The following is a 26,682-nucleotide window of genomic DNA, read 5'->3' on the forward strand; positions in this document are numbered from 1 at the left end:
CCGGCCTTGCCCCCGCCGGCGCCGGCCCCCACCTAGTGGCGATGGACGAACAAGCCCGGGAACACGCCGCCGCGGTCCGCGACCGCTTCCGCCGCGCGCTGCTGGCCAGCATGGCCTTCGTGGCGGCGCTGGGGGCGATCTTCTTCGCCGGCCCCTGGCTCGGCGACCTGCGCCCCTTCACGCTGTCGCCGCAGTCGCCGGCGGGCCTGCTCGGCGTGCTGACCGCGCCGCTGCTGCACGGCTCGGCCGGCCACTGGCTGGCCAACAGCTCGGCGCTGCTGATCCTCGGCACCCTGGTCGGCACCGTGTACCCGCGCGCCGGCCTGCGGGCGCTGCCGGTGATCTGGCTGCTGTCGGGCCTGGGCACCTGGGTGATCGGGCAGTCGCCGTCCTTCCACCTTGGCGCCAGCGGGCTCACGCACGGGCTGGGCTTCCTGCTGTTCACGCTCGGCGTGCTGCGCCGGGACAAGGCGGCGATCGCGGCCGGTTTCATTGCGTTCTTCTTCTTCGGCGGCATGCTGCTGACGGTGCTGCCGCGCGAGGCCGGCATCTCCTGGGAGTACCACCTGTGCGGCGCCATCGCCGGCGTGCTGGCGGCCTTCGTCTGGCGCCACGCCGACCCGCAGCCACCGCGGCCACGCTACAGCTGGGAAGACGAAGCGGACGAGGCGGCGCCGGATCCCGAGCTCGAGCTGCCCTCGCCCGGCGAGGTGCCGGTGCTGTGGCAGCGCCAGGACGAGCCCACCGGCGTGGTGCTGCCGTTCCGGCCGCGCGACCCGTCCCAGGCGCCCGACGACCGCTAGACCGGGGTCGCGACGCGGCGCAGACTCGCGGCCATGACCGCTACGGCCACCGCCTGGCTCTTCGACATCCGCTCGGCGCTGCTGGTCGGCGCGCTGCTGACGCTGATGATCGGCATGGTGCTGCTGCTGGTCGGTCGGTCGCTGGCGGCCGACTACCGGCCGAGCCTGTTCCACTGGATCGCGGCGACGCTGCTGCAGCCGGCCGGGTTCGTGATGCTGAGCCTGCGCGACCAGCTAGACCCCTGGGTCAGCACGGTGCTGGCCAACACCTGCATCGCGCTCGCCTTCGCGGCCTATGCGCGCTCACTGCGGCTGTTCTACCGGACGCCATCGCCGCCGTGGCGGCTGTCGGCGCTGGTGCTGCTGTCGGTGCTGATCTCGGTGTACTGGGGCGTGGTGGCGCCGGACCTGACGCTGCGGCTGATCGCGATCTCGCTGGCGCTGGGCGGCCTGCTGGCTTACAGCGCCTGGACCGTGTTCCGGCACGCCGAACGGCGCGGCCCGATCCGCCTGGTCACCGGCGGCGTGTTCGCCGGGTCGGCCGGCATCATGTTCTATCGCGCCGGCGCGCTGGTGGTCGATCCGGGCCTGGTCACCGGCGTGTTCCAGATCACCCACGTGCAGCTGCTGACCTACGCGGTGGGCAGCGTGCTGCCCGTCATTGCCACGGTCGGTTTCCTGCTGATGTGCACCGAGCGCAGCCAGCGGGAGCTCGAGCGCGCGGCGCGGGTGGACTACCTCACCGACTGCTACAACCGGCGCGCGATCGAGGAGCAGGGCGCGCGCGCGATGGCGGCGGCGCGCCGGCACGGGATGCCGCTGGCGGTGCTGGTGATCGACATCGACCACTTCAAGCGGATCAACGACGAGCTCGGGCACGCCGCCGGCGACCAGGCGCTGGTGCAGTCGGTGGCGCGCATCCGCGCCGAGATGCGGGCTGAGGACGTGCTGGGCCGGCTGGGCGGCGAGGAGTTCATCGTGCTGATGCCCAACACCGACAGCGCCAGCGCGGTCAGCGCCGGCGAACGCATCCGGCTGGGCTTCGCGGCGCGGCCGCTGGTGCTGGCCGAGGGCCGGCGCTCGGCCACGCTGTCGATCGGCGTGGCGATGCTGGCGCCGATGGACCGGCACTTCTCGCAGCTGCTGCAGCGCGCCGACCGCGCGATGTACGCGGCCAAGAACGCCGGCCGCAACCTGGTGATGGCCGACGCGATGAGCGGCTGGGAGCCCGGTCCGTCGCGCTAGCCGATGCCAAGCTGGCGGTCGTGCCGGCGGCCGAGCAGCAGCAGCGCCAGGATGGCGCCGCACAACGCCAGGAACATGTCCCACTGCGTGTCCCAGACATCGCCCTGGGTGGCCAGGAAGGCATCGGCCTCGCCGCCCCACACCAGCGCCGCCCACCACTCGATCAGCTCGAAGAAGGCACTGAACGACAGCGCCGCCGCGACCACCAGGTAGTTCAGCCAAGGCCCGCGCAACAGGGGCGTGCGCCGCAGCAGCAGTTCGCGCGCCAGGATCGCCGGGACGAAGCCCTGGAAGAAGTGGCCGACGCGGTCGTAGTGGTTGCGCGACAGGTCGAAGGCGTCCTTCGCCCACAGTCCCAGCGGCGTCTCGGCATAGGTGTGGGCGCCGCCGTAGATCAGCACCAGGGCGTGCGCCGCCAGCAGCCAGGCCAACAGCCGCGTCAGCGGGAAGCGGCCCCAGGCCAGCGCGACCAGCGGCAGGCCGACGACCACCCAGATCACTTCCAGCGCCCAGGTGAGGCGGTCGTGCGGCGCAAGGCCCGACCACGCCAGCGCCACCAGCACGAGGGTGACGATCAGCCAGCCTTCGCCCCTTCCGGGGGAAGTGAGGGTTCCGGTTCCCGCCATGTGCCTGCTCCCGTTGTCGACTTCGCCATCATTCCACGGCGGCGGCGACGGTGTTAGCGTCGGCCGTCCTCCCTGGAGCCCCAACCATGCGCCTGAAGCTCGCCCCGCTCGCCCTTTGCCTGCTCGTCGCCTGCAGCGGTGCGCCCGAAGCGCCACCCGCCGCGGTCGCGCCGGCACCGCCGACGGACGACGGCGCGCGCCGCATCGAAGCCGACGTCGCCTTCCTGGCCGACGACTTGCTGGAGGGCCGCGCCGCCGGCACCCGCGGCTACGACCTCGCCGCGCGCTACGTGGCCAGCCGCTACCGCGCCATCGGCCTGGCGCCGGCGGGCGACGACGGCAGCTACTTCCAGAAGGTGCCGCTGCTCGAGGCGCGACGGGTGCGCGAGGGCGCGGCGTTCACGGTGCAGCGCGAGGACGGCGACCTCAGCTTCGTGTTCCAGGACGAATTCCTGCCCGGCCTGAACTTCAACGCGGGCAGCCATGTGGTGAATGCGCCGCTGGTCTTCGTCGGCCAGGCAGTGCATGCGCCGGAGCTGGGCCACGACGATTTCGAAGGCGTGGACCTGCGCGGCAAGGTGGCCGTTTACTTCTCCGGCGCCCCGGCCACCTTCGGCAACACCCAGCGCGCGTTCCATTCCTCCGGCCTGCAGAAGATGGGGCAGTTGGCGTCTCGCGGCGCCGTCGGCGCCATCGGCCTGGGCAACCCGGTGGACGAGGCCAAGTACCCCTGGGCGCGCGGCGCCCGCAACTGGCAGATGCCGGGCATGCGCCTGGTGGACGCCGAGGGCAGGCCGGTCGATGCCTGGCCCGAACTGAAGGCCACGGCCAGCCTGGGCGTCGATGGCGCCCGCAAGCTGCTGGCCGGCGCGCCGATGCCGGTGGACGAGATTTTCGAACGCCGGGAGAAAGGCGAGCTGGAGTCCTTCGACCTGCCGGGCCGGGTGACGCTGGCGGGTGCCACCGAGCTAAAGCGCGTGGACAGCGTGAACGTGGTCGCCAGGCTCGCCGGCTCCGACCCGGTGCTGGCCGGCGAACACATCGCCTACAGCGCGCACCTGGACCACATCGGCATCGGCGCCGAGGTGGACGGCGACGGCATCTACAACGGCGCGTTCGACAACGCGCTGGGCATCGCGGTGATGCTGCAGGCGGCGACCGAGCTGCAGGCCGATGCGACCAAGCCGCGGCGCTCGGCGCTGTTCGTGGCGGTGACGGCGGAGGAGCGGGGCCTGCTGGGCGCCGACTACTTCGCGAAGTTCCCGACCGTGCCGCGCGAGTCGCTGGTGGCCAACATCAACATGGACATGCCGGTGTTCCTGACCGACGTGACCGACGTGGTGCCGATCGGCATCGAGCATTCCACGCTCGAAGCCGACGTGCAGGCCGCCGCGGCACAGCTGGGCGTGGGCCTGACGCCGGACCCGAAGCCGGAGGAGGTGGTGTTCGTGCGCTCGGACCAGTATGCGTTCGTGCGCCAGGGCATCCCGGCGGTGTACCTGGACGCGGGCATCAAGGCGCGCAACCCGGACGTGGACGCGCTGGCGCTTTACGAGGATTTCCTCACCGGCCACTACCACCAGCCCAGCGACGAAACCGACCTGTCGATCCACTACCCCAGCGCGGCGATGCTGGCGCGCCTGAATGCCGAGATCGGCCGCCGCGTCGGCAACGCCGATGCCCGCCCCGCCTGGAAGGAAGGCGACTTCTTCGGCAAGACCTTCGGCGGCCAGTAAGGCATCAGGAACGGGGTCAGGCGAGGTGCGCGAGGGGGAGGGCGCGCGCCTTCTTCACGGTGCGCAGGACGAAGCTGGAGTTGACGTCGGCGACGCCGGTGGCGTTGAGCAGGTGGTCGAGCAGGAAGCGGGAGAAGTGCTCGAGGTCCTGCACCGCCACGTGCAGCAGGTAGTCCATGTCCCCGGTGAGGGCGTGGCAGGCGATCACCTCGTCCCAGTCGTTGACGCGCCGGGTGAAGCCGGCGATGGCCTCGGCGTCGTGGCGCGAGAGCTGCACGCGCACGAAGGCCTGCAGGCCCAGGCCGACGCGCGCCGGATCCAGCACGGCCGAGTAACCCGCCAGCACGCCCGCCTGCTCCAGCCGCTGCACCCGGCGCAGGCAGGCCGAGGCCGACAGGCTGACCCGCTCGGCCAACTCGGCGTTGCTGATCCGGCCCTCGCGCTGGAGGATGGCAAGCAGGGCGAGGTCGGTGCGATCGAGGCCGGGGCTGTCCATTCGTGGCGTACCTTGGCGTATTGACGCAATTATATTGCGCCAGGCAGGCCAATCCGCGCAACAACGCAATCCTCTTGCGTCGGCTCGCCGCTAGACTGGAGGCCTGTTCCCGGAGCCGACCATGTCCCAGCCCAACCGCGTCGAACACCAGCTCACCGACAAGGGCTACGTCCCGGTCTACACCACGGCCGTGGTCGAGCAGCCCTGGGCCAGCTACACCGCGACCGACCACGAGGTCTGGGCGACGCTGTTCGAGCGCCAGCAGACGCTGCTGGTCGGCCGCGCCAGCGACGAGTTCCTGCGCCAGCAGCGGCTGATGGGCATGTCGCCCGACCACATCCCGAAGTTCGACGAGCTCAACCCGGTGCTGCGCAAGGCCACCGGCTGGGAGCTCATCGGCGTCGAGGGCCTGCTGCCCGAGCTCACGTTCTTCGAGCATCTCGCCAACCGCCGCTTCCCGGTGACGTGGTGGATCCGCAAGCCCGAGCAGCTCGACTACCTCAGCGAACCCGACCTCTTCCACGACCTGTTCGGCCACGTGCCGCTGCTGATGAACCCGGTGTTTGCCGACTACATGGCCGCCTACGGCCGCGGCGGCGTCAAGGCGCACGCCATCGGCCCCGAGGCGCTGGTGAACCTGACGCGGCTTTACTGGTACACGGTTGAGTTCGGCCTGATCAGGCAGGACGACGGCCTGCGCATCTACGGCAGCGGCATCGTGTCCTCGAAGGGCGAGTCGATCCACTGCCTCGACAGCGCCGCGCCCAACCGCATCGGCTTCGACCTCGAGCGCATCATGCGCACCCGCTACCGCATCGACACCTTCCAGAAGACCTACTTCGTGATCGACAGCTATGAGCAGCTGATGGAAGCCACGCGCCCCGACTTCACCCCGATCTACGCCAGGCTGGCGCAGCTCGACAGCTTCCCGGCCGGCGCGGTGCAGCCCGGCGACGCGGTGTTCAACCGCGGCACCGGCGAGGGCTGGCTCGACGACGGCGACGTCTAGCCGCCGACGCGCGCGCCCTCCGGCGGCGACGCGCGCTTGGGCAGGAACTTGCGGGTCAGGTAGGTGCCGGCGACGAAGGCCACGACCAGCGGGCCCAGCCAGGCCAGGTTCATCAGCGTCGAGCCCGCCAGCATCGGCAGCACCTTGGGCAGGCCGATGCTCAGGAAGGCGATATGGGTCGCGACGCCGTTGCCCAGCATCGCGGTGAGGTGTTCGCGCAGCCACCAGCGCGGATCCTCGGGCGGCTGGCGCGAGAAGCGCCACATCTGCACGAAGGCGAGCAGCCCGATGCCCGAGAACGAAACGATCACCAGCTGCATCTGCTTCGCCATCAGCAGCCCGACGCCGGCGATCGCGAGCGCGCTGGCCAGGTTCAGCCACATCAGGCCGCGGAAGACCGGTCCGGTGTAACGCGCCCAATCCTTCTTGTCCTTCACGGCGCGCCAGCTGCACCAGACCGAGGTCACGGTGATCACCAGCAGGTAGCACAGGAAGCTGCCGATCACCGGCCGGTGCGGGAACGCGGCCAGCGCGAGCGGCACCGCCGCCAGCAGCAACCCGGCCATCGCCGGCAGGTAGACCTTGCCGGCCGCGCGGTGCACGGGGCTGCCCTTGCGGCTGAGACCGGCGATCCAGAACGTGGCCAGGGCGAGCATGCCGAGGCCGGCGTGGGTGTAGAAACTGAGGGTATGCAGGTTCATCGCGGTTCCTCCCGAGGTGGCGCCAGTCTCGCGGCGGGGGCGGCGGGGTTCAGGTGCCGGCGGTCATCGGGTCGCGGTGCCGGAAGTCACTTTCTTGCCCGCGGGACTTGAGCGCGGCCTGCCCGCGGCCCAAGCTGGCGCCATGAACGAACGCCTGAAGGTGCTGCTGTCGCCGCTGAACTTCGCCGCCTACATCGCCTGGGCGGCGATCGGCTGGGAGCTGCTGTTCGCGCGCTGGTCGCCGCCGCCCTGGCTGCCCGGACCGCCCTCGGTGACGCTGCTGGCGATGATGCACCTGGCGTTCCTGGGCCTGTTCCTGGCCGTCACCGGCGGCCCGCGCGAGGCCGAGGTGCGGATGCTGCCGCGGCTGATGCTGCTGGGCCAGGTGGCGCTGGCGTTCGCACTGATGCTGCTGGCGCGCAATTCCTCGCTGCCGATCCTGCTGATCCTGTGCGTGATCCAGATCGTGCACCTGTGGTCGCCGCGTCCGGCGGTGGCGATCATCCTGGCGATCAACGTCGCGATTTACCTGATCTACCGCGACGGCTGGCAGCTGCAGTCGCCGCTGATCTCGACCGTGATGCACGGCAGCTTCCAGTGCTTCGCGGCGCTGACCGCGTGGTTCGCCTTCAGCGCCGAGCGCACCCGCGACGAACTGGCCGCCGCCAACGCCGACCTGCTGGCCACGCGCTCGTTGCTGGCCGAGACGGCGCGCGACTCGGAGCGCCTGCGCCTGTCGCGCGAGCTGCACGACGTGGCCGGCCACAAGCTCACCGCGCTCAAGCTCAACCTTGCCGCCCTGGCCCGCGACCCGCGCTTCCTGGCCGATGCGCAGGTGCAGCTGTGCGCGCGCCTGGCCGACGAACTACTGGCCGACATCCGCGGCGTGGTGCAGCAGATGCGCCAGGGCGACGGCCTGGACCTCGAGGAAGCACTGACCGCGCTGGCCCGTCCCTTCCCGCGCCCGCGCCTGCAGCTCCAGGTCGGCCCCGATGCCCGCGTGGGCTCGGTGGCGCAGGCCGAGGCGGTGCTGCGCGCGGTGCAGGAAGGGCTGACCAATGCCGTGAAGCATTCGCAGGCACAGAACCTGTGGGTGGTGCTGCGCCGCGAGGACGAAGCGCTGCGGCTGGACATCCGCGACGACGGCCGTGGCAGCGGCGAGGTCCGCGCCGGCAACGGGCTTTGCGGCATGCGCGAGCGACTCGAGGCACTGGGCGGCGGACTGAGCGTCGGCCGCACCGGCACCGGCGGCGTGCACCTGCAGGCCTGGCTGCCGGTGGCGGCGTGAGCGCGCCGATCCGCATCGCCCTGGCCGACGACCAGGCCCTGGTGCGCAGCGGCCTGAAGGCGCTGCTGGCCGGCTTCGACACCGTGGCCGTGGTGCTGGAGGCCGGCGACGGCGAGGCGCTGCTGGACGCGCTGTCGTCGATCCCGGTGGACGTGGTGCTGTCCGACATCCGCATGCCCGGCCTCGATGGCTTCGGCCTGGTGCAGGCCCTGCGCGAACGCGGCGACGCCACGCCGGTGGTGCTGCTGACCACCTTCGACGACGAGGCGCTGCCGCTGCGCGCCGCCGCGGCCGGCGCGCAGGGCTTCCTGCTCAAGGATGCGTCGCCGGAAGACCTGCTCGAGGCGATCACCCGCGTCGCCGGCGGCGAGACCCTGCTCGCGCCGGTGCCCACCGACCCGGTGCGCGCCCGCTATGCCTACCGCGACCAGGCCGCCCCCACCGACACCTTCAGCGAGCGCGAGGTGGCGATCCTGCGCTTGCTGGCCGGCGGCTACTCGAACAAGGAGATCGCGCGCGCGGTGTTCCTTTCCGAAGGCACGGTGAAGAACTACGTCTCCGACATCCTCGACAAGCTCGGCACCCGCGACCGCACCCGCGCGGTGCTCAAGGCCATCACGCTGCGGGTGATCTGACCCCGGTGCTCAGGTGAGCCACGGCAACACCGCCGCGGCCAACACCGCCGCGCTGAGACCCAGCATCACGCGCAGGCCATAGGCGCGACCGCCGCTGGTCCAGGCCACCACCGACTTCGCCACCCAGCTCGCCGCGAGCAGGCCGACCAGGCCCCAGCGCGCCTGTTCGGCATCAAACACGCCGCTGCGGAACAGGTTGCCGACCGTGGCCACCGCCGCATGCACCTCGGCCAGCGCCGCCAGCGTCGCCGCGACCATGGCGCCGCGCGGGCCCAGCCAGTCGTTGAGTGCGGCGGAGGCGAACAGCACGGCCGTGATCACCGCCGCGAAGGTGAGTGCATGCGAGAACCGGAACATCCGGGTCTTCGCGGTCGGCGAGGGAATGGCCCCGTCTTCGCCGCGATGCAGGCCCAGCAGCCCCCCGCATGCCATCACCGCGCCCGCCGCCGCGAGCTCAGGCCAGACCTCGCCCAGCAGGCCCGGCGACACCGCCAGCAAGATGGGCACGAACAGCGTCAGCGAGGCGAAGTTCGCCAGCATCGCCGCGCCCACCGCCGAGGACAGCAACGCCGGCGTCTCGCGCACGCGCTGGCCGAAGCCGGCCACCGCCGCGGTGGACGACACGTAGCCCGCGAAGAAACCCGCCACCGCCAGGCCCCAGCGGTTGCCGGTGGCGCGCAGCGCGACGTGGCCCAGCGCGCTGATCGCCATTACCAGCACCACCAGCTTCCACAGCGTGGCCGGGTTGAAGACGTCGTACGGACCCAGGGTGCGGTCGGGCACCAGCGGCAGGACCACCAGGGCCGAGGCCAGCAGCACCAACCCGTCCTGCAGCTCGCGTTCGCTGAGCAGGTCACGGGTGAGCCGGTGCAGCGGCGCCTTGGCGTAGAGCAGGGCGGCCACCACCACGCCGAGCGCGCCGGCCAGGGCCGGCAGCGGCACGGCCAGGCCGCCGAGCAGGGTGGTCAGCACCAGGGCCACTTCGCCGGTCAGGCCGGGGTCCTGGGCCTGGCTTTGGCGGTAGCTCATCGCCGCCAGCAGGCCCGACAGTGCCACCACCACCGCGAACACCGCCGGCCCCAGCCACAGCGACACCGCGCCGGACAGCGCCGCCAGCGCATGCGTGCGCAGGCCCGCGACCACGGCCGGCTCGGGCCGGCGGCGCTCGCGCACCGCGCCCACCAGCAGGCCCAGGCCCAGGGCGGTGCCCAGGGACAGCAGGAACGCGTTGTCGAACACGGGCACGGCGGACATGCCTGATTCTCGCACCCCGCGGGCCGCGGCTTGCAAGCCCCGCCCCAGCCCGGACAATGCACGGGTCCCCCTGCCCGCCGGAGCGCCATGAAGCCGATCTCGCTGACCCGTTACCTCATCGAGGAACAGCACGCCGGCCGCATCAACGCCGACCTGCGCCTGCTGATCGAGGTCGTCGCACGCGCCTGCAAGTCCATCTCGATCGCGGTGGGCAAGGGCGCCCTCGGCGGCGTGCTCGGCGACGCCGGCACCCCGGGCGCGCAGAGCATGAACATCCAGGGCGAGGCGCAGAAGAAACTGGACGTGCTCAGCAACGACATCCTGCTCGAGGCCAACGCCTGGGGCGGCCACCTGGCCGGCCTGGCCTCCGAGGAAATGGACCACAGCCAGCCGATTCCCGACGCCTTCCAGCGCGGCAACTACCTGCTGCTGTTCGATCCGCTGGACGGCAGCTCCAACATCGACGTCAACATCTCGGTAGGCACCATCTTCTCGGTGCTGCGCTGCCCGGACGACGTGGTCCAGCCCGGCGACGAACACTTCCTGCAGCCCGGCACCGCGCAGGTGGCGGCTGGCTACACCACCTACGGGCCGAGCACGATGCTGGTGCTCACCGTCGGCCACGGCACCCATGCGTTCACGCTCGATCGCGAGATCGGCAGCTTCGTGATGACCTCGCGCGACATCCGCATCCCCGAGGAAACCAAGGAGTTCGCCATCAACATGTCGAACCAGCGCCATTGGGAGCCGCCGATGCAGCGCTACGTCGGCGACCTGCTGGCCGGCAAGGAAGGCCCGCGCGGCAAGGACTTCAACATGCGCTGGGTGGCCAGCATGGTGGCCGACGTGCACCGCATCCTGACCCGCGGCGGCGTTTTCTTCTACCCGATCGACGCCAAGTGCCGCGACAAGGGCGGCAAGCTGCGCCTGATGTACGAGGCCAACCCGATGAGCTTCATCGTCGAGCAGGCCGGCGGCGCCGCCAGCACCGGCCGCCAGCGCATGCTCGAGGTCACGCCCACCGGCCTGCACCAGCGGGTGCCGGTGATGCTGGGCTCGCGCAAGGAAGTGGAAGCCGCGGTCCGCTACCACGCGGAACACGACGCGTGAGCCACGGCGACTTCATCGAAGTCTACGAAGGCGCGCTGAACGCCGAGGCCTGCGCGCAGATCCTGGCCGCGTTCGAGGAAAGCGGCGCGGCGGTGCCGGGCCGGGTCGGGGGCGGCGTGATGCCCGAACTCAAGGACAGCCGCGACATCCAGATCACCGGCAAGCCGGAGTGGCAGGAAGTGGAGGCGGCGCTCAACAACGCCGTGTTCGCCGGCCTGCTGGCCTACCTGCGCAAGTACAGCCACGCGCTGATCGCGCCGCTGATGCTGCAGGTCCCGGGGGCGGACGGGAAGCTGCGCCGTATCGCCGCCGAGGATTTCCCGGCCATGGACGACGCGGCGCTGGCCAACCTGGTGCGCAGCGTGCTGCGGCCGGGCGCCATCAACCTGCAGCGTTACACCGCCGGGCAGGGGGGCTATCCGTACTGGCACTGCGAGCTGTACCCGCGCGACGCGAGCGCCGAAACCCTGCACCGGCACGTGCTGTGGACGATCTACCTCAACGACGGGTTCCGCGAGGGCGAAACCGAGTTCCTCTACCAGGGCCGCAAGATTGCGCCGCGCACCGGCAGCCTGCTGATCGCGCCCGCCGCGTTCACCCACACCCACCGCGGCAACCGCCCGCTGGGGGGCGACAAGTACATCGCCACCAGCTGGATCCTGTTCCAACGCGCGGAGCAGCTGTTCGGCGCGCGTTGAGCGGCGCGTGCACCCGGCGTGCCATCATGGCGCCCAAACCTGCGTTCCCGGGCGCCCCGATGCCGTTGAGCGAACTCTGGCCTGACCTCAAGCCCTGGCTGCTGGCCATCTGGGCGGCCTATCTGGTCGTGCTGGCCGGGTGGATCGTGCTGCAGAAGCGCGAGCCGATCGCCACGCTGAGCTGGATCATGTCGCTGGCGCTACTGCCGGTGCTGGGCCTGCTGATCTACCACTTCCTCGGGCCGCAGCGGATCCGGCGCCAGCGGCTGCGGCGATCGCGCTCGCGCGCCAGCCTGGACGACACGCTGCCCTCGGGCCTGAAGGCCAGCGAGGACTGCACCACCGTGGCGCGGCTCGGGCAGTCCAGCACGGGCTTCGCGCCTTCGAGCGCCACCCGCGCCGACCTGATGAGCGGCGGCGGGCCAACCCTCGACGCCCTGCTCGAAGCCATTGCCGGCGCGATCCACCACGTCCACGTGGAGTACTACATCTTCGAGCCCGACCAGACCGGCACCACCCTGCGCGACGCGCTGGTGGCGAAGGCGAAGGCGGGCGTGCGGGTGCGGCTCCTGCTCGATGCGATCGGTTCCGGCCGCCTGCGCGAGGTCTTCCTGGCACCGCTGCGCGCGGCCGGGGTCGAGATCGCCTGGTTCCATCCGGCGCGGCTGCGCTGGCTGTGGCGGCCGCGGGTGAACCTGCGCAACCACCGCAAGGTCGTCGTGGTGGACGGCCGCATCGGCTTCACCGGCGGCATCAACATCACCGACGAAGAGAACGAGCGCGTCCGCGCCGACGCCTTCCACGACCTGCACCTGCGGCTGGAGGGCGAGGTGGTGCGCTGGCTGCAGCTGGCCTTCCTCGAGGACTGGAACTACGCCACCGGCACCGCGCTGCGCGATGAACGCCTGTGGCCGGCGGCCGCGGCCGGCGGAATCCTGGCCCAGGTGCTGCCGGCCGGCCCGGACTCCCCCTGGGAAGCGATCCACCGGGTGCAGGTCGAGGCGATCCACCAAGCCGACCGGCGGGTATGGCTGGTGACGCCCTACTTCGTGCCGGGCGAGGCGGCCAGGATGGCGCTTACCTCGGCGGCGCTGCGCGGCCTGGACGTGCGGGTGATCGTGCCGGCGCGCAGCGACTCGATCATCGTCAGCGCCGCGGCGCGCTCCTACTTCGACGAGCTGGTGGCGGCGGGGGTGCGCGTGTTCGAGTACCAGCCGCGGATGCTGCACACCAAGGCGCTGCTGATCGACGACGACACCTGCCTGGTCGGCAGCGCCAATTTCGACCACCGCAGCTTCCGGCTCAACTTCGAGCTCAGCGTGCTGCTGCACGACGAGGCGATCGCGGGCCGGCTCGAGGGGCAGGTGACCGAAGACCTGGGCCACTGCCGTGAGGTGCGCGCCGACCGGCCGCCAGGCGGTTTTGCCCGGCGGCTGGGCGAGTCCTGCGCCCGCCTGTTTTCGCCCCTGCTCTAGCCGGCGCCGGAGCCGGCGCCGGGGCACTGGCCGGGGCCGGCCCGGCTTGGGCTACACTCGCCGGAAAATCCGGAGGCTGCACGCATGCATTGGCTCTACCTGCTCGCTTCCATCGCCTGCCTGGCCCTGGCGATGGTCCGCACGATGCCCACGCTGGGCGTGTTGGTTTTCCTGGCCGGTGCGCTTGGCTTCATGGTGGCGTGGGTGCTGGGCTGGCTGTCCTCGCGCATTTCCAGCCAGTCGCGCGACATCAGCCACATCCTGGGTCCCGAGGAGCTGCGCGCCATGCGCGAGCAGGCCGAGGCGCGCAAGCGCGCCCAGGACGCCCGGGAAGGCCAGGACTGAGCCACGTGCTAGCCTGAGCGTGTCTACACCCCCGCGCGCCGCGCGGGATTCCGTTCCATTCGTTCCCGGGGAGGGAGAACCATGAACCTGCTAATTTTCCTGTTGATCGGCGCGCTGGCCGGCTGGCTCGCCGGCGTGGTCATGAAGGGCCGCGGCTTCGGCGTGCTGGTGAACATCGTCGTCGGCGTGCTGGGCGCGTTCTTCGGCGGCTGGCTGCTGCCCAAGCTGGGGCTGTCGTTCGGCGGCGACATGGGGCTGTTCATCACCGCCTTCATCGGCGCGATCCTGCTGCTGGCCATCATCGGCCTGATCAAGAAGGCCTGAGCAGCCCGCTCAGCCGGCCCTGCCGCGCGGCGTGCCGCGCCGGCAGGCGTCGGAGCAGTAGACCACGCGGTCCCAGTCACGCTCCCACTTCTTGCGCCACTGGAACGGGCGCTGGCAGACCGGACAGGTCTTTTCCGGTCGCGGACTGCCCGGCGCTCGGCGCTCAGCCGCCATCGGCGGCGACGCGGTTGCGGCCGGCACGCTTGGCCACGTAAAGGGCCGCGTCGGCGCGGCGCAGCAGCGCGTCCGGCTCCACCTGCACGTCCGGCACGAAGCCGGCGACGCCCACGCTGACCGTCATGCCGGCGTCGCTGGTGGCGATCGCGGCGCGGATCGACTCGGCGCGGCGCAGCGCTTCGTCGGGATGCACGCCCGGCAGCAGCAGGGCGAATTCCTCTCCGCCGTAGCGGGCCAGCAGTTCGCGCTGCGGGTCGTGCTGCTGGTTCAGGCGCTGGGCGATGCCGCGCAGCTGCACGTCGCCCTCGAGGTGGCCGTGGGTGTCGTTGTAGGCCTTGAAGTGGTCCACGTCGATCATCAGCACCGACAGTGGGCGGCGCTGGTCGAGACAGCGGAACCATTCGCGGCGCAGGCCGTTCTCCAGCGCCCGGCGGTTGGCGACGCCCGTCAGTGCGTCCTCGGTCACCAGCTCGGCGAGTTTGTGGTTGAGCTCCTCGAGCTCGCGCGTGCGCTCGGCAATGCGCGCTTCAAGGCGGCGGTTGGCGGCCAGGTAGCGCTCGGTGCGCTGGCGTACCGCCCACAAGGTAATGGCGACCGCCAGCGCCGCCAGCGCGACCAGTCCGATGACGAGCACCCACCACTGCTCGTACCAGCGCGGCTCGACCCGGAAACGGTAGTTCATCGCCGCGGCCTGGCGGCCATTGCGGGTGCGCGCCTGCACTTCCAGAGAATAGTCGCCGGCAGCCAGGGCGCGGATGGTGAGGTCGCGGTCGGTCCAGTCGCTCCAGGCAGGCGTGACGCCGTGCAGCAGGTAGCGGAACTCGGCGCCGCTTTCCATGCTGACCATGCCGAACCGCAGGCTCAGGCCGTAGCCGGCCGGCACCTGCACCGGTTCGCCGACCGTGCGGGTGGGCAGCGGAAGGCTGTCGCCGGCGGGGCCGCGGGCAATCACGCGCTCCATCTCCAGCCTCAGCGGCTGCGGACGCGCTTCGACTTCATTCGGGTTGTACTGCAGCAGGCCGTCCCAGGTCGCCACGCGCAGAACGCCATCGCGGCTCATGCGCAGGTTGGAGTAACCGGCGGCGAAGCTGGCGCCCGGGTAGACCTGCTGCCAGGTGTCCTCGCCGGGCAAGCGGCGCCACAGCTGGCGGGTGGTGAAAGCGAAGTCGCCCAGCGGCGTGTGTTCGACCACCAGTTCGTCGGGCCGATCGACCAGGGTCACCGGCGGCGCCTGGTCGGGAACGAAGCGGTCGCCGTCGAGGCGGAAGCCGACACCGCCACTAACGGCATGGATGCGCCCGTCCAGCCGGAAAATGCTGGTCCCGGTGTCGGCATCCACCGGCAGCCCGCGGGCATCGTCGAACACTTCGCGCTCGACCAAGATGCCGGCGTCGAGGTCCAGCTGCCAGCGCTGCACCGGGCCGCGGCTGTCGCCGAGCCAGAGTTCGCCCGGTCCGGCTTCCTCGATGCCGTAGGCACTGATGCCGTGGAACGGGATCGTCGCGACGATTTCCCAGCGGCCCGCCGGACGGCGCAGCAGCATTAGGTCGGACGCGGTGGCCGCGTAGACGAGGCCCGGGTCGTACTCCGATTCCATCAGTCCGTAGACGCCATGGTAGGCGTGTTCGTAAAGCCGGCGCGGCGCGCGGGCGCCCGGGTCCAGCACCAGCAATCCTTCGCGGATGCCGACCAGCAGGCCGCCTTCGCTGGCATGCAGGGCCTGGGCCTCGAACTGGGTCCAGGGCAGGCGCTCGTTGGCGACGCCGCCATCCGGACGCACCGTCATGCGCTGCAGGCCGCGCGACGACGCCAGCCAGACCGCCCCGTCGTACCACTCGAAATCATTCGGGCTGCCGACCAGTCCATGGTCCTGGCCCAGGAAAGACCAGGGCGAGGGCAGCGACAGCCGCACCAGGTCGCCTTCGGTCGCGACCCAGAGCCCGCCCTCGCGATCCAGGCCCAGCGCGCGAATCGCGAAGCCGCCGAGGTCGAGGATCTCGCGCGGCTGCAGGTCGGCGCCGATGCGCAGCAGTTCGCCGTCCTGGGTGCCGATGACCACGCTGCCGTCGTCCAAGGCCTGCGCGACGTAGGCGGAGCGGCCGGCGACGCGCTGGTCGGCGGCGCCGGTCATGCGGCGGATGCCGTCTTCGTCGGCGATGAACAGGCCATCGCCGGCCACCATCAGGTTCCATCCCTCGCGCGGCACCACGCCGGACAGGGCGCGATCGGCGAAGGCCTCACCGCCTGGGAGCAGCACGAATTCGCCATCCTCGAAGCGGCACACGCCCTTGCCGTTCAGCCGCACCCACAGTTCGTCCCCGACGGCGTAAAAGCTGCGGACCTCGGCCGGCAGCGGCCAGCGGCGCGCCTGGCCGTCGTCATAAGGCAGGAAATGCAGCGCCCCCTCGGTATGGAACCAGACACCGGCGTGGGTCGCCATGACGTCCCAGACGATGCCGATGTGGCGATCTTCGCCGCGCAGGCCGGCACGCGTCAGGAGCTCCTCGTAAACGAAGTTGCCATCACTTTTGCGCACCAGGCGACCGAAGCCATCGTAGCTGCCGACGTAGACCAGGCCATCGGTGCCAGTGGCCACCGCACGCGCCGCGACGTTGGCCGGAAGCGGGACCAGGCGCCAGTCGACGCCGTCGTAGTGCAGCACGCCGTCATAGTTGCCGACGAACAGCTCGCCGTTCGCACCGGTGGTGACATCGAAGTGGCTGGGCGAGGCGTGGGTTTCCTCGGAGCTGAAGTGGCGCGCCAGCGGATTGCCGGGCAGCGCATTCGCAGCCGCCATCGTCGCCGCCAGCAAGGCGGCGGCCAGGGCAAACCCGCGCAGCAGGGTCAGGTAGGGCATCGGGCGATTATCCACCAGGCGCCGGCCCGGTTCCGCGGTCCTGAAGAAGGGATTTCCGACGGCCGGGCGGCAGGGTACGCTGCCGGGATGACCCTGCTCAGCGTCAACGTCAACAAGGTGGCCGTGCTCCGCAATTCCCGCGGCGGCCTGGAGCCCAGCGTGGTGGTGGCGGCCGAGGCGGCGATCGCCGCGGGCGCCGGCGGCATCACCGTGCACCCCCGGCCGGACCAGCGGCATATCCGGCCCGCGGACGTGCACGACCTTGCCGCCGTGGTGGCGGGCCGGGTCGAGTACAACCTCGAGGGCAACCCGTTTGCACCGCCTCGCCCCGGCTACCCGGGCTTCCTGGCGCTGGTGGACGCGGTCCGCCCGACCCAGGCAACCCTGGTTCCCGACGGCGACGGCCAGCTCACCTCCGACCACGGGTTCGACCTGGCGCGCGACGCGGCGCGGCTGGCTCCCCTGGTGGCGCAGCTCAAGGCCTGGGGCGTGCGGGTGTCGCTGTTCATGGACCCGGGGGCCGAGGGCCTGGCCCTGGCGGCAGACATGGGCGTGGACCGGATCGAGCTCTACACGGGGCCGTTCGCCGAAGCGCACGCCACGGGCGACGCCCGGGCGGCTGTCGCCCTGTGTGCCCGCACCGCGCGCGAGGCGCAGGCCCTGGGCCTGGGCGTCAACGCCGGCCACGACCTGAGCCAGGCCAACCTCGGCGACTTCCTGCGCGGCGTGCCGGGCGTGCTCGAAGTGTCGATCGGGCACGCACTGTTCGGCGAGGCCTTGCACCAGGGCCTCGGTCCGACGGTCCGGGCCTACCGCGACCTCATCCGCGCGGCGTCCGGCGGGGCCTAGTCGGCCAATCCGTACTTGCCGATGCCCGAGCGCTCCACGGCGGCGAATGCGGTGGCGGCGGACTGGTAGTCGGCTTCGGGATCGACCTCGATCCGCAGCAGGAAGCCCGGCTGGCGGCTTTCGATCGCCTTCAGCGCGGCCGGCAGGGCCTGGGCCGTGACGGGCTGCCCCGCGAGCCGGAACAGGTCGCCGCGCTCGACCAACAGCGAGACCTGTTCACTCGGCGGCGGCGGCTCGGGGGTGGGCTGGGAGAGCCCCATCGGGATCCGGAAGTCCATCAGTGGGGCGGTGACCATGAAGATCACCAGCAGCACCAGCATGACGTCGACCAGGGGCGTGATGTTGATCTCCGACATCGTGTCGGAAGCGGTCCGTGCGGCGGTGAAGGCCATGGCGCTACTCCTTCCGGGGGTCCCGACTTCCTTGTACGCCCGGGTGGACACCGTCGCAAGACGAGGTCAGGAGCATCGGGACTGAAGTCCCTCCCACCGGTCCAAAAAAAAACGCCGCCCGGAGGCGGCGTTGCTGCAGGTGCGGGAAGCGCGGCCTTAGCCGGGTTCCACGAAAGAGATCTTTTCCATGCCGGCGTTCTTGGCGCGAGCCAGGACCTTGGCCAGCATTTCGTACTGCGCGTCGGGGTCGGTCTCGATTTCCAGGGTCGGCTGGATCGAGCGCTCGGCTTCGACTTCCAGGGACGACTGGAGCACCGAGATCGGCATCGGCGAGTTGTTCCAGGTGACGGTGCCACCCGCTTCGATCCGCAGGCGGATCGGCTCGGGCGGATCCTTCGGCTGCGGCGGCGGATTGGTGGTCCGCTGGGGCAGGTCGACCTGGATCTGGTAGGACAGGGCCGGGGCGGTGACCATGAAGATGATCAGCAGCACCAGCATCACGTCCACGAGGGGCGTGACGTTGATGTCGGCCATCGGGCCGCTGCCAGCGTTGGAGGAGAATGCCATGGGAGTCTTTCCTCAGCGCTCGGGGGAGGACACGAAGCCGACCTTGCGGATACCCGCCAGGCGCACCTTCTTCACGACGTCCTGGATGATCGCGTAGCGCGTGACGTTGTCGGCGCGCACGTCCACCTGGGGCTGCGGGGAGCGCTGGGCCAGGACGGCCAGGCGCGCCTCGAGCATTTCGGTGGAGATCTTCTCGTCGTTCCAGTAGACCTGGCCGCTGGCTTCGATCGCCAGCGTGATCGGAGGCTGGTCGATCTCGGGCTTCTGCTCCAGGGTGGCCTGGGGCAGGTCGACCTTCACCTTATGCGACATCAGCGGCGCCGTGATCATGAAGATGATCAGCAGCACCAGCATCACGTCCACGAGGGGCGTGACGTTGATGTCCGCCATCGGGCCGCCGCCACCGGAGTTTGTAGAAAAGGCCATGCCTGCCGCTCCTGGTTGGACTGTTGACTCAGCGCTTGGCCGGCACGTCGCCGACGCGCGAGCCGGTGGCGAAGAAGTCGTGCAGATCGTGCGCGAAGGTGTCGAACTTGGCGTAGGTGTTGCGGTTGGCGCGGTTGAACGCGTTGTACGCAAGCACGGCCGGAATCGCGACGAACAGGCCGAAGGCGGTCATGATCAGCGCCTCGCCCACCGGGCCGGCCACGGCGTCGATGGAAGCCGAGCCGGTGGCGCCGATGCGGATCAGGGCGCCGTAGATGCCCCACACGGTGCCGAGCAGACCCACGAACGGGGCGGTCGCGCCGACGGTGGCCAGCCAGGTCATGCCGTTCTCGAGCTTGGCGCTCTCGCGGGTGACGGCCTGGCGCAGGGCGCGGTCGATGAACTCCGAGCGGTTCAGGGCGTCGACCAGGCGGCTGCCCTCATGGCGCTGGTGGTGCGCAGCGGCCTGGGCGCAGTCGAGCGCGATCTTCGAGAACGGCTCGTTGGCCGGCTGCTCTTCCATGAAGCGGATCGCGTCCTGGGCGTTCGGGGTTTCCCAGAACGTGCGGACGACGGTGTCGGCGCGGCCGGAGACGACGGTGTTCTTGATGAAGTTCACGATCGTGTACCACCACGAGCCGAACGACATCACGACCAGCATCAGGAAGACCACCCAGGAGACGAGGAACTCGCCCGGGGCGGAGGTCATTTCCTTCCAGAGGTGGGCGAAGCCCATCTGGTTGAGGGCTTCGGCGTTGTTGGCAGCGCCGCCAACGGCAGCCGGGACGGCGGCGGCGGCGGTGAGGAGGATGTCCTGCAGCATAAGGGTGCCTTTCTTGTGTGATTGACCGTTACGGGATGAACGCTTTTATTGCTTAGCCGGGATTGAAGTTCACGGGCACCAGGACGTCGCCACCGACCTTCTGGCCGCCGCGCATACCCGGGTTGAACCTCCACTTGCGAGCGGCATCCATGGCCGCGCGATCAAGATTGCGGTTGCGGCTCGACCGCTGGATCTGCACGTCGAGCACGTTACCGGAAGCGTCGATGGTGACGCGCAGCATCACCACGCCACCGATACCATCGCGCAGCTCCTTCTGGGGATAGCGCGGCGGGTTCATCGCACGGCCGCTGATGTCCTCGGACGGGCTGAAGTCGGCGGGCGGGGCCGGCGGCGCGGGCGGGGCCGGCGGCGGCGCCTCGATGTCGATCGGGCTCGGATCGTCGAACACGACCGGCGGCTCTTCCGGCGGCGGCGGGGCCGGCGTCGGCTTGGGCTGCTCGATGATGCGCTGGACCACCTTCGGCGGCTCCGGCGGCGGCGGCGGCGGCGGCGGGGGCGGCGGCGGCGGCTCGATGAAGCTGACCTGGGTCACTTCGTCGGGCTTCTCGGCCTTCTCCGGGGTAGCCACGGGGATCAGCATCAGCATGAACGCGATCGCATGCAGCGCGATGGCGAAGGCATTGCCGCCGATGCGAGCCCAGCTGATGCCCTGGGGCTTGTCTTCGTAGTTGTAATTCTTGTCCGTCATGCGGGTGGCGGCTCGAGCTCTCTGGTCTGCCGGCGTTAAGCCGTGACCCGCCGGGGAGCGGCGGGAACTTGTTAGCTTATACCAAGGTTACCGGTTTACCAACCGATCAACGGGAAATCTGGGCCAGGGCCTTTTGGGCCTGGTCGCGGGTGGTCGGGTCCTTGGCAGCTTCCCGGTAAGCGGTCTTGGCGGCCGCCAGGTTGTCCGAATAGTACTCGGCCCGGGCGATCACCATCCATGCCGTGCCGGGGCTCTTCACGCCCTTGGCGATGGCGGCCCGGGCGGCGGCAATGGCCTCGGCGTTGCGGTCCTCCTGGCCCAGCACCTGGGCCAGGAACAGGCCGGGCTCGCCGTCCTTGGACAGGTCGGCGGCCTTCTGGGCGGCGCTGATGGCCGGGGCGATGCTGTCGCTGAAGTAGTGGGCCTGGGCCAGCATCGTGTAGTACTTGGCCTCCTGGGGCAGGATGCCCTTGGCCAGGCCTTCCTCGAGCACGCCGGCGGCCTGCGCCTCCTGCTCCATGTTGTAGTAGGTGGAGAAGATGCGCTCGTAGTCGACGGCTTCGTTCAGCAGGCCGCGCTTGCGGGCGCCGTCGAGCAGGGCCACGGCCTTCTCGGGCTGCTCGTTGTTGCTGTAGAGCAGCGCCAGGTTGGAGATGGCGCGCTTGTCGTCCGGGTTCTTGGCGAGGATGGATTCGCCCAGGGCGATGGCCTGGTCGTCCTGGCCCAGCTCGGCGTAGGCGGCCAGCATCATCTGGTTCCACTGCGGCTGCGACTCGCCCTTGAGCTCGGAGGCCTTCTTCAGGGACTCGATCGCCTCGGCGAACTTGTCGTTGTTGTAGAAGCTCGAGGCCTGCATCGCGTAGACGTCGGGGTTCTTGGTCGAGGTCTCGCTGATCAGCCGCGCCAGCAGCGGGTCGGCCTTGTCGAACTGCTCGGCGTTGATGTAAAGCGCCGCCAGGTTGACCATCAGGTTGTAGTGGTTGTCGTTGACCAGGGCATCCTCGGCGATCGCGCGCTCGAAGTAGTCGATGCCGCGGGCCTCGTCGTCCATGGACACGGCCACGGTGCCGGCGGTCATCATCGCGATGGCCTTGTCGAAGGGCTTGGCCCTCTCGTGGTTGATGATTTCCTCGGCCAGCGCCAGCGCTTCCTGCTCGCGGCCTTCCTCGGTGTAGATCTCCTGCAGCGTCTTGTGCTGCTTGGCCAGGCGCGGCGCGTAGGTACCGGCGGGCGACTTGCGGGCGGCGTCGGGATAGAGCTCGGTCGGTTCGCCGCGCTTGCGCTGGGCGTCGGCGTCGGGCGCCGCGAACGAAGCCGTCAGGAACACGGCGAGCACGACGATCTTGAGCGTGTGTAGGGCCTTCATTACATGACTCCTTGGCGCCGCGCCGTGCGCGGTGTGGGCCAGCAAGGGTAACGGGGAACGCGTGCCCGGCTCAACCCGGATGTCCTGTCGGACCGTTCGCCCCCGTATCCATTTCTCTTGGCCGCAGCTTGACCGTTGTCGCGGGCCGTAGGTTTAAATCGGCGTGAAGGCCCCGGCGGCGTTCAGCCAGTGGTCGGGAAGTTGTCGATCGCGAACTGCACGCGCTCGGCCGGGTCCTTGGCCAGTTCGCCGCGGTCACGCAGCGCCTCGATCTTGCGCAGGCGGTGCTCGAGGCCATTGCCGTTGGCCATCTGGATGGCGAGGCCGGGGCGGGCGTTGAGTTCGAGGATCAAGGGTCCCTTGTCGCGGTCGAGCACGAAGTCGACGCCGACGTAGCCCAGGCCGGACAGCTCGTAGCAGCGCGAGGCCATCTGCAGCAGGTCGCGCCAGTGCGGGATGGCCAGGCCGACGATGCTGTGCTCGGTGTCGGGGTGCTCGCGGATGATCTCGGTGCCCCAGACGCCGCGCTTGGTCTTGCCGGTCGGGATGTCGATGCCGACGCCGATGGCGCCCTGGTGCAGGTTGGCCTTGCCGTCCGAGAGGCGGGTGGGCAGGCGGATCATCGCCATCACCGGATAGCCCAGGAAGACGATGATTCGGACGTCGGGCACGCCCTTGTAGCTGACGTTGTCGAAGATCGGGTCGAACTGCACGCAGTACTCGACGATCAGGTGGTCGGGCTGGCCGCCGAGCGAGAACAGGCCGGACAGGCCGTTCGACAGGTGGTGCTCGAACTCGTCGCGCGACATCAGCGAGCCGCTGGCGCGCCGGTACTTGTCGCCGCGGCGGCCGGAGATGACCAGGATGCCGTCGCCGCCGGAGCCGTGCGCCGGCTTTACCACGAAGCTGTCGCGGCCCTTGAGCTTCTCGTGCAGCTCGGCGATCTCGTGTTCCTCGCGCACCACCGCGTACAGGTCGGGCACCGGCAGGCCGACCTGCAGCGCCAGCTTCTTGGTCAGCAGCTTGTCGTCCACGCGCGGGTAGAACTTGCGCGGGTTGTGCATCAGCACGTAGTGCGCGTTGCGCTGGCCGATGCCCATCAGCCCGATCTGCCGGAGGCGCTTGGCGACGCGGAAGGGATTGAACCAGCCCATGGCTCAGGCCTTGCCGGAAGACGCGGTGTCGGTGGCGTCGGCGGGCGCCGGCGGCGGCGTGATCGGGTCCGGCTCGCGGGCGAGGGCGCGGAAGCGGAACAGCTCGTTCAACCGGTAACCGGAGTAACGGCCGAGCAGCAGCGAGAACGCGAACAGCACCAGCAGGGTCTCGGGGTAAACGAACACCAGGTGCTCCAGCGGCCGCCAGCTCATCACCAGGTAGGCCAGCGCGGCGACGATCAGCGTGCCCACGCCCTCGCGGATGGCGGTGCCGGCGCCACGCTCGTCCCAGGCCACCGACATGCGCTCGATGGTCATGGCCATGATCACCATCGGGAACAGCGCCACCGACAGGCCGACCTCCAGGCCCAGGCGGTTCGACAGGACGCTGACCGCGGCCATCAGCAGCACCACCAGGATCAGGATCGCAGTCAGGCGCGGCACCAGCAGCAGGCGCAGGCGCTCGAGGTAGAAGCGCACCAGCAGGCCGAAGCCGACCACCAGGACGAACAGCGTGACGCCCGCCACCAGCGCGGTTTCACGGAAGGCGAGCGCGATCAGCACCGGCATGAAGGTGCCGTAGGTCTTGACGCCGACCAGGTTGCGCAGCAGCAGCATGATGAAGGCGCCGATCGGCACCATCAGCAGCACGCGGTAGGTTTCCTGGGCCTGCAGCGGCAGGCTCAGCAGCGAGTAGCGGACCAGGTTGGCGTCCTGCACCTCGAGCCGGCGCTCGGCGATGGCCATGGCGTCGGCCAGGTTGCGGCTGACCGAGAACATCAGCGAAGCGGCGGACTCGCTCTCCATCTGCAGCACGCGGCGATCGCTGCTGCTCCACAGGAACAGGTCGGACGGCAGGCCCTCGGCGAAGGTGCGCGGATCGATGATGGTCCAGGCCAGGCCGTCGTGCACCATCAGCCACGGCTGCAGGCGGCCCTCGCCTTCGCGCGGCTCGTCGGTCAGGCGGATGCCATGGATGACGCGCGCCGGGATGCTGCGGCGGGCCAGCAGCTGTACGGCGAAGTGGGCCCGGTCGCTTTCATCGGCGCCGTAGCGTTCGGCCAGCAGGGCCACCTCTTCGCTCGGCGTGGCCTCGCCGAGGCGGCGCAGCAGTTCGCGCGCGTAGGTGACGTTGTTGATCGAGCCCTCGCGCACCTGCAGCAGCAGGCTGTCGGCGGCGGTGACGTAGGGCTCCTCGAGCTCCGGCGGCGACGGGATCACCGGGTCGAAGTCCAGCAGCGCCTGGTCCTGCTCCTGGCTGCGCACGATGGTGGCGCGGTAGTAGAGGTCCTGCTCGCCGACCACGCGGCGGTTGGCCCACTGCACCTCGCGGCCCTCCGGGCTGGTGGACTCGAGCTTGGAATAGCCGCGCGCGATGAAGCGCTCGTCGAGCACCGCGAAGCCGGGCGTGTAGGACGGGATCTGCAGCGTCACCGCGTTGGCGGCGGCGCGCGGCTGGTATTCGACGTGCGCCTGCACGGTCCACACCTGCACCTGCGCATCGGGCTGCAGCGGGAACTTGAGCACGTTCCACTTGTAGTACATGGCCGCGCACGCGATCGCGATGATCGAGAAGGCCAGCAGGTAAAGGTGGCGTTTGCTCATGGGTGTCCAGGTCGGTTGCTTGGAGCCGCCGGATTTCCCCGGCCGACGGCGACGCGCCAGTGTAACCCCGGAGTCAGGAAGTCGAATACGCCAGCAGGCCCAGCGCCACGGCGTTCGCCACCCCGTGCGCCAGCGCGACCGCCGCGAAGCGCCCGGTCCGTAGGTAGAACAACCCGAAGGCCGCGCCCATCAGCACGTAGATCCCGGCCATGGCCAGCTGCGCTAGGCGGCCGCCGTTGCCCGCGGTGATCTCGTGCAGGACGCCGAACACCACCGCGCTGGCGACCAGGCCGGTGGCCGCCCGTCCGACCACGGCGAATCGCCGCAGCAATACATGCCGGAAGAAAAGCTCCTCCCCGACCGGCGCGACGCCGGCCACCAGCAGGAAGGCAACCACCGGCCGCTCTTCGATCAGGGCCAACAGGGGCTCGAGGTTACTGGGCTCCAGCGGCAGGCCGAGGTCCCGCAGCCCGAGCAGCAGGCCGGTGGCCGCCGCCTGCAGCAGCACGCCGGCGAGCACGGCCAGCACCAGCGCGCGGCCCAGCGGCATGGGTGCCGGCAGCGCCGGCAGCCGGCGCCCGCGCACCCACCACACCAGCAGCGCGGCCAGCCCGGATGCGCACAACGCCAGGATCACCAGCGGGCTGGCCAGGCGCTGCGGCAGCGACTGCATCGCATCCACCAGGCTGGCCAGCGGCGACACCCGGATCTCGGTCACCGGGCAGCCGGCGGCCTTCACCAGGGCCGGGCCATCGATGTGCGGGCGCTGGCCGGTGTGCGGATGCAGCTCGAAGTAACCGAGTACCGCGGGCTCGTGCGCGCCCTCCGCCTCGTGCGGCAGCATCAGCACGTTCATGAACTTCGGGATCGGGCTGCCGTCCGGCGCGCGCGCGGGGCGCAGCTCGCCCTGGCGTGCGAGGACGTCCTTGACCGCCGCCTCGTTCCAGCGCTCGGCCTCGCAGGGCTGGAACACCAGCTGCACGCGCTGCGGCCCGTAGGGCTGCTCGCGCTGGAACTGCAGCACCAGCGGCGTGGCGAAGGCGATGGTCAGCGCGAGCGTCGCACCGAAGTAAAGCAGCAGGTCGAGGATGGCGCCGCGGAACGGCGTGCCCCGCCACCAGCGCAGTACGCGGTGGCGAGGCGATGTCGCGGCGTCGTCAGACGTCGAGGTTGGCGACACGCAGCGCGTTGTCCTCGATGAACTCGCGGCGCGGTTCGACCACGTCGCCCATCAGCGTGGCGAAGATCTGGTCGGCGGCGACGGCGTCCTCGATGCGCACCTTCAGCAGGCGGCGCGTTTCCGGATTCACCGTGGTTTCCCACAGCTGCTCGGGATTCATTTCGCCCAGGCCCTTGAAGCGCTGGATCATGCGGCCCTTCTTCGCTTCCTCGAGCAGCCATTCCTGGGCCTGCACGAAGTTGGACACGGGCTGGCTCTTGCCGCCGCGGACGAGCGTGGCGCCCGGCTGCAGCAGGCCGTTGAGCGTGGCCGCCATTTCGTTCACCTGGCGCAGTTCGCCGCCGAGCAGCTGGGCGGCGGCGAGCACCTGGGTCGCGGCCAGGCCGTGGTGCTGCTTCTGCACCACCAGCGCGCCCGCGTGGCCGTCGTCGCTGGCGGGCTGGATCGAGAAGACGTAGCGCGCGCGGCCGAGGCCGGTGGCGTTCAGTCGCTTCTCCAGCTCGCGGCACCACGGCGCCAGGCGCTGTTCGTCGGCGAAATGTTCGGCGGTGAGCGCGGGCATTTCCAGCATCGCCTCGAGCACCGGCGAATCGACGCGATGCGCGAAGCGGGCGATGGTCTCGCGCGCGGCGACGAAATCGAGCAGCAGTTTTTCCAGCGCCGCGCCGGAGATCGCCGGCAGGCCTTCGCCCGGGCGCAGCTCGGCGTTCTCGACCGCGTTGTTGACGAGGTAGGCGTTGAGCGCGCCGTCGTCCTTGAGGTACATCTCGTTCTTGCCCTGCTTGATCTTGTACAGCGGCGGCAGGCCGATGTAGACGTGGCCGCGCTCGAT

At 70.3% G+C, this 26,682-nt stretch carries 27 protein-coding genes and 1 pseudogene; 12 read left to right on the plus strand and 16 right to left on the minus strand.

The window, feature by feature from the left end:
• Positions 1-41: 41 nt before the first annotated feature.
• Together Q0C12_RS05840 and Q0C12_RS05845 are read left to right on the plus strand one after the other, a co-directional pair.
• Positions 42-803, plus strand: coding sequence for a rhomboid family intramembrane serine protease (locus tag Q0C12_RS05840; protein WP_290887508.1), 762 nt, complete (start codon positions 42-44; stop codon positions 801-803).
• Positions 804-836: 33 nt separating this feature from the next.
• Positions 837-2,048: a GGDEF domain-containing protein gene (locus Q0C12_RS05845; RefSeq protein ID WP_290887510.1), complete on the plus strand. Its 1,212-nt coding sequence runs from the start codon at positions 837-839 to the stop codon at positions 2,046-2,048.
• Here Q0C12_RS05845 and Q0C12_RS05850 read toward each other — a convergent pair.
• Positions 2,045-2,674 carry a DUF2238 domain-containing protein gene (locus Q0C12_RS05850; protein WP_290887512.1) on the minus strand — a complete coding sequence of 210 codons (630 nt, stop codon included), beginning with the start codon at positions 2,672-2,674 and terminating at the stop codon, positions 2,045-2,047. The genes Q0C12_RS05845 and Q0C12_RS05850 overlap by 4 nt on opposite strands.
• An 86-nt stretch (positions 2,675-2,760) precedes the next feature.
• Here Q0C12_RS05850 and Q0C12_RS05855 point away from each other — a divergent pair, with 86 nt between their 5' ends.
• Positions 2,761-4,410, plus strand: coding sequence for a M20/M25/M40 family metallo-hydrolase (locus Q0C12_RS05855; protein ID WP_290887514.1), 1,650 nt, complete (start codon positions 2,761-2,763; stop codon positions 4,408-4,410).
• 16 nt (positions 4,411-4,426) lie between these two features.
• Here the strand turns inward: Q0C12_RS05855 and Q0C12_RS05860 are convergent, their stop codons facing one another.
• Entirely contained in the window at positions 4,427-4,906 is a 480-nt protein-coding gene (locus tag Q0C12_RS05860; protein ID WP_290887516.1) for an Lrp/AsnC family transcriptional regulator, read from the minus strand.
• A 121-nt stretch (positions 4,907-5,027) separates the two neighbouring features.
• Between Q0C12_RS05860 and phhA the strand changes: the two genes are divergently transcribed.
• Positions 5,028-5,915: a phenylalanine 4-monooxygenase gene (gene phhA, locus Q0C12_RS05865; RefSeq protein ID WP_290887518.1), complete on the plus strand. Its 888-nt coding sequence runs from the start codon at positions 5,028-5,030 to the stop codon at positions 5,913-5,915.
• Here the strand turns inward: phhA and Q0C12_RS05870 are convergent.
• Entirely contained in the window at positions 5,912-6,616 is a 705-nt protein-coding gene (locus tag Q0C12_RS05870; RefSeq protein ID WP_290887520.1) for a hypothetical protein, read from the minus strand. The two genes, phhA and Q0C12_RS05870, sit on opposite strands and share 4 nt — an antisense overlap.
• 142 nt (positions 6,617-6,758) lie before the next feature.
• Between Q0C12_RS05870 and Q0C12_RS05875 the strand changes: the two genes are divergently transcribed.
• Together Q0C12_RS05875 and Q0C12_RS05880 are read left to right on the plus strand one after the other, a co-directional pair.
• Positions 6,759-7,904 carry a histidine kinase gene (locus Q0C12_RS05875; protein WP_290887522.1) on the plus strand — a complete coding sequence of 382 codons (1,146 nt, stop codon included), beginning with the start codon at positions 6,759-6,761 and terminating at the stop codon, positions 7,902-7,904.
• Positions 7,901-8,539, plus strand: a complete 639-nt coding sequence (locus Q0C12_RS05880) for a response regulator transcription factor (RefSeq protein WP_290887524.1) — start codon at positions 7,901-7,903, stop codon at positions 8,537-8,539. The genes Q0C12_RS05875 and Q0C12_RS05880 overlap by 4 nt, the downstream gene beginning before the upstream one ends.
• Positions 8,540-8,548: 9 nt before the next feature.
• On the opposite strand, the gene Q0C12_RS05885 is transcribed toward Q0C12_RS05880, so the two are convergent.
• Entirely contained in the window at positions 8,549-9,793 is a 1,245-nt protein-coding gene (locus Q0C12_RS05885) for a DUF4010 domain-containing protein (RefSeq protein WP_290887526.1), read from the minus strand.
• Positions 9,794-9,880: 87 nt separating this feature from the next.
• Here Q0C12_RS05885 and Q0C12_RS05890 point away from each other — a divergent pair, with 87 nt between their 5' ends.
• The 5 genes from Q0C12_RS05890 to Q0C12_RS05910 all read left to right on the plus strand — a co-directional run bounded on the left by Q0C12_RS05890 (position 9,881) and on the right by Q0C12_RS05910 (position 13,745).
• On the plus strand, positions 9,881-10,903 hold the full coding sequence (locus Q0C12_RS05890; protein WP_290887528.1) for a class 1 fructose-bisphosphatase: 1,023 nt from the start codon (positions 9,881-9,883) through the stop codon (positions 10,901-10,903).
• Positions 10,900-11,601, plus strand: a complete 702-nt coding sequence (locus tag Q0C12_RS05895; RefSeq protein ID WP_290887530.1) for a 2OG-Fe(II) oxygenase — start codon at positions 10,900-10,902, stop codon at positions 11,599-11,601. Before Q0C12_RS05890 ends, Q0C12_RS05895 begins: the two co-directional genes overlap by 4 nt.
• A 59-nt stretch (positions 11,602-11,660) precedes the next feature.
• Entirely contained in the window at positions 11,661-13,076 is a 1,416-nt protein-coding gene (gene cls, locus Q0C12_RS05900) for a cardiolipin synthase (RefSeq protein ID WP_290887577.1), read from the plus strand.
• Positions 13,077-13,160: 84 nt separating this feature from the next.
• Positions 13,161-13,421, plus strand: a complete 261-nt coding sequence (locus tag Q0C12_RS05905) for a hypothetical protein (protein WP_290887532.1) — start codon at positions 13,161-13,163, stop codon at positions 13,419-13,421.
• 81 nt (positions 13,422-13,502) lie between these two features.
• Positions 13,503-13,745 (plus strand): GlsB/YeaQ/YmgE family stress response membrane protein, encoded by a 243-nt coding sequence (locus Q0C12_RS05910; RefSeq protein ID WP_290887534.1) that lies wholly within the window; start codon positions 13,503-13,505, stop codon positions 13,743-13,745.
• Positions 13,746-13,754: 9 nt separating this feature from the next.
• On the opposite strand, the gene Q0C12_RS05915 is transcribed toward Q0C12_RS05910, so the two are convergent.
• Positions 13,755-13,919, minus strand: coding sequence for a DUF2256 domain-containing protein (locus tag Q0C12_RS05915; RefSeq protein WP_290887536.1), 165 nt, complete (start codon positions 13,917-13,919; stop codon positions 13,755-13,757).
• Entirely contained in the window at positions 13,909-16,779 is a 2,871-nt protein-coding gene (locus tag Q0C12_RS05920; RefSeq protein ID WP_290887539.1) for a diguanylate cyclase, read from the minus strand. The genes Q0C12_RS05915 and Q0C12_RS05920 overlap by 11 nt, the downstream gene beginning before the upstream one ends.
• Positions 16,780-16,866: 87 nt before the next feature.
• Here Q0C12_RS05920 and Q0C12_RS05925 point away from each other — a divergent pair, with 87 nt between their 5' ends.
• Positions 16,867-17,628, plus strand: a complete 762-nt coding sequence (locus Q0C12_RS05925) for a pyridoxine 5'-phosphate synthase (RefSeq protein ID WP_290887543.1) — start codon at positions 16,867-16,869, stop codon at positions 17,626-17,628.
• Here the strand turns inward: Q0C12_RS05925 and Q0C12_RS05930 are convergent.
• From Q0C12_RS05930 to gyrB, 10 genes and pseudogenes are all read right to left on the minus strand, one after another.
• A complete protein-coding gene (locus Q0C12_RS05930; protein WP_290887545.1) occupies positions 17,625-18,020 on the minus strand; it encodes a biopolymer transporter ExbD in 396 nt (131 codons plus the stop codon). The genes Q0C12_RS05925 and Q0C12_RS05930 overlap by 4 nt on opposite strands.
• 156 nt (positions 18,021-18,176) lie before the next feature.
• The gene (locus Q0C12_RS05935; protein ID WP_290887547.1) at positions 18,177-18,587 is read right to left on the minus strand and encodes a biopolymer transporter ExbD; all 411 of its coding nucleotides are present in this window, start codon (positions 18,585-18,587) and stop codon (positions 18,177-18,179) included.
• Positions 18,588-18,599: 12 nt separating this feature from the next.
• Positions 18,600-19,013 carry a biopolymer transporter ExbD gene (locus Q0C12_RS05940; protein ID WP_290887550.1) on the minus strand — a complete coding sequence of 138 codons (414 nt, stop codon included), beginning with the start codon at positions 19,011-19,013 and terminating at the stop codon, positions 18,600-18,602.
• A gap of 28 nt (positions 19,014-19,041) precedes the next feature.
• Complete coding sequence (locus Q0C12_RS05945; RefSeq protein WP_290887553.1) at positions 19,042-19,836, minus strand: MotA/TolQ/ExbB proton channel family protein; 795 nt, start codon at positions 19,834-19,836, stop codon at positions 19,042-19,044.
• 52 nt (positions 19,837-19,888) lie between these two features.
• Entirely contained in the window at positions 19,889-20,545 is a 657-nt protein-coding gene (locus Q0C12_RS05950) for an energy transducer TonB (RefSeq protein ID WP_290887556.1), read from the minus strand.
• Positions 20,546-20,651: 106 nt separating this feature from the next.
• Positions 20,652-21,911 (minus strand): tetratricopeptide repeat protein, encoded by a 1,260-nt coding sequence (locus Q0C12_RS05955; RefSeq protein WP_290887559.1) that lies wholly within the window; start codon positions 21,909-21,911, stop codon positions 20,652-20,654.
• Positions 21,912-22,093: 182 nt separating this feature from the next.
• On the minus strand, positions 22,094-23,065 hold the full coding sequence (locus Q0C12_RS05960) for an alpha-L-glutamate ligase-like protein (RefSeq protein WP_290887562.1): 972 nt from the start codon (positions 23,063-23,065) through the stop codon (positions 22,094-22,096).
• 3 nt (positions 23,066-23,068) lie between these two features.
• Positions 23,069-24,670 (minus strand): inactive transglutaminase family protein, encoded by a 1,602-nt coding sequence (locus tag Q0C12_RS05965; RefSeq protein WP_290887565.1) that lies wholly within the window; start codon positions 24,668-24,670, stop codon positions 23,069-23,071.
• 73 nt (positions 24,671-24,743) lie between these two features.
• Positions 24,744-25,850 carry a CPBP family intramembrane glutamic endopeptidase gene (locus Q0C12_RS05970; RefSeq protein ID WP_290887568.1) on the minus strand — a complete coding sequence of 369 codons (1,107 nt, stop codon included), beginning with the start codon at positions 25,848-25,850 and terminating at the stop codon, positions 24,744-24,746.
• Positions 25,828-26,682, minus strand: a pseudogene (gyrB, locus tag Q0C12_RS05975) (DNA gyrase subunit B); the annotation flags it as partial. The pseudogene gyrB and the gene Q0C12_RS05970, both read right to left, overlap by 23 nt.

Origin of the sequence: Arenimonas sp. (genome assembly GCF_022842045.1) — a bacterium.
In the GTDB taxonomy this organism is placed as follows: domain Bacteria; phylum Pseudomonadota; class Gammaproteobacteria; order Xanthomonadales; family Xanthomonadaceae; genus Arenimonas.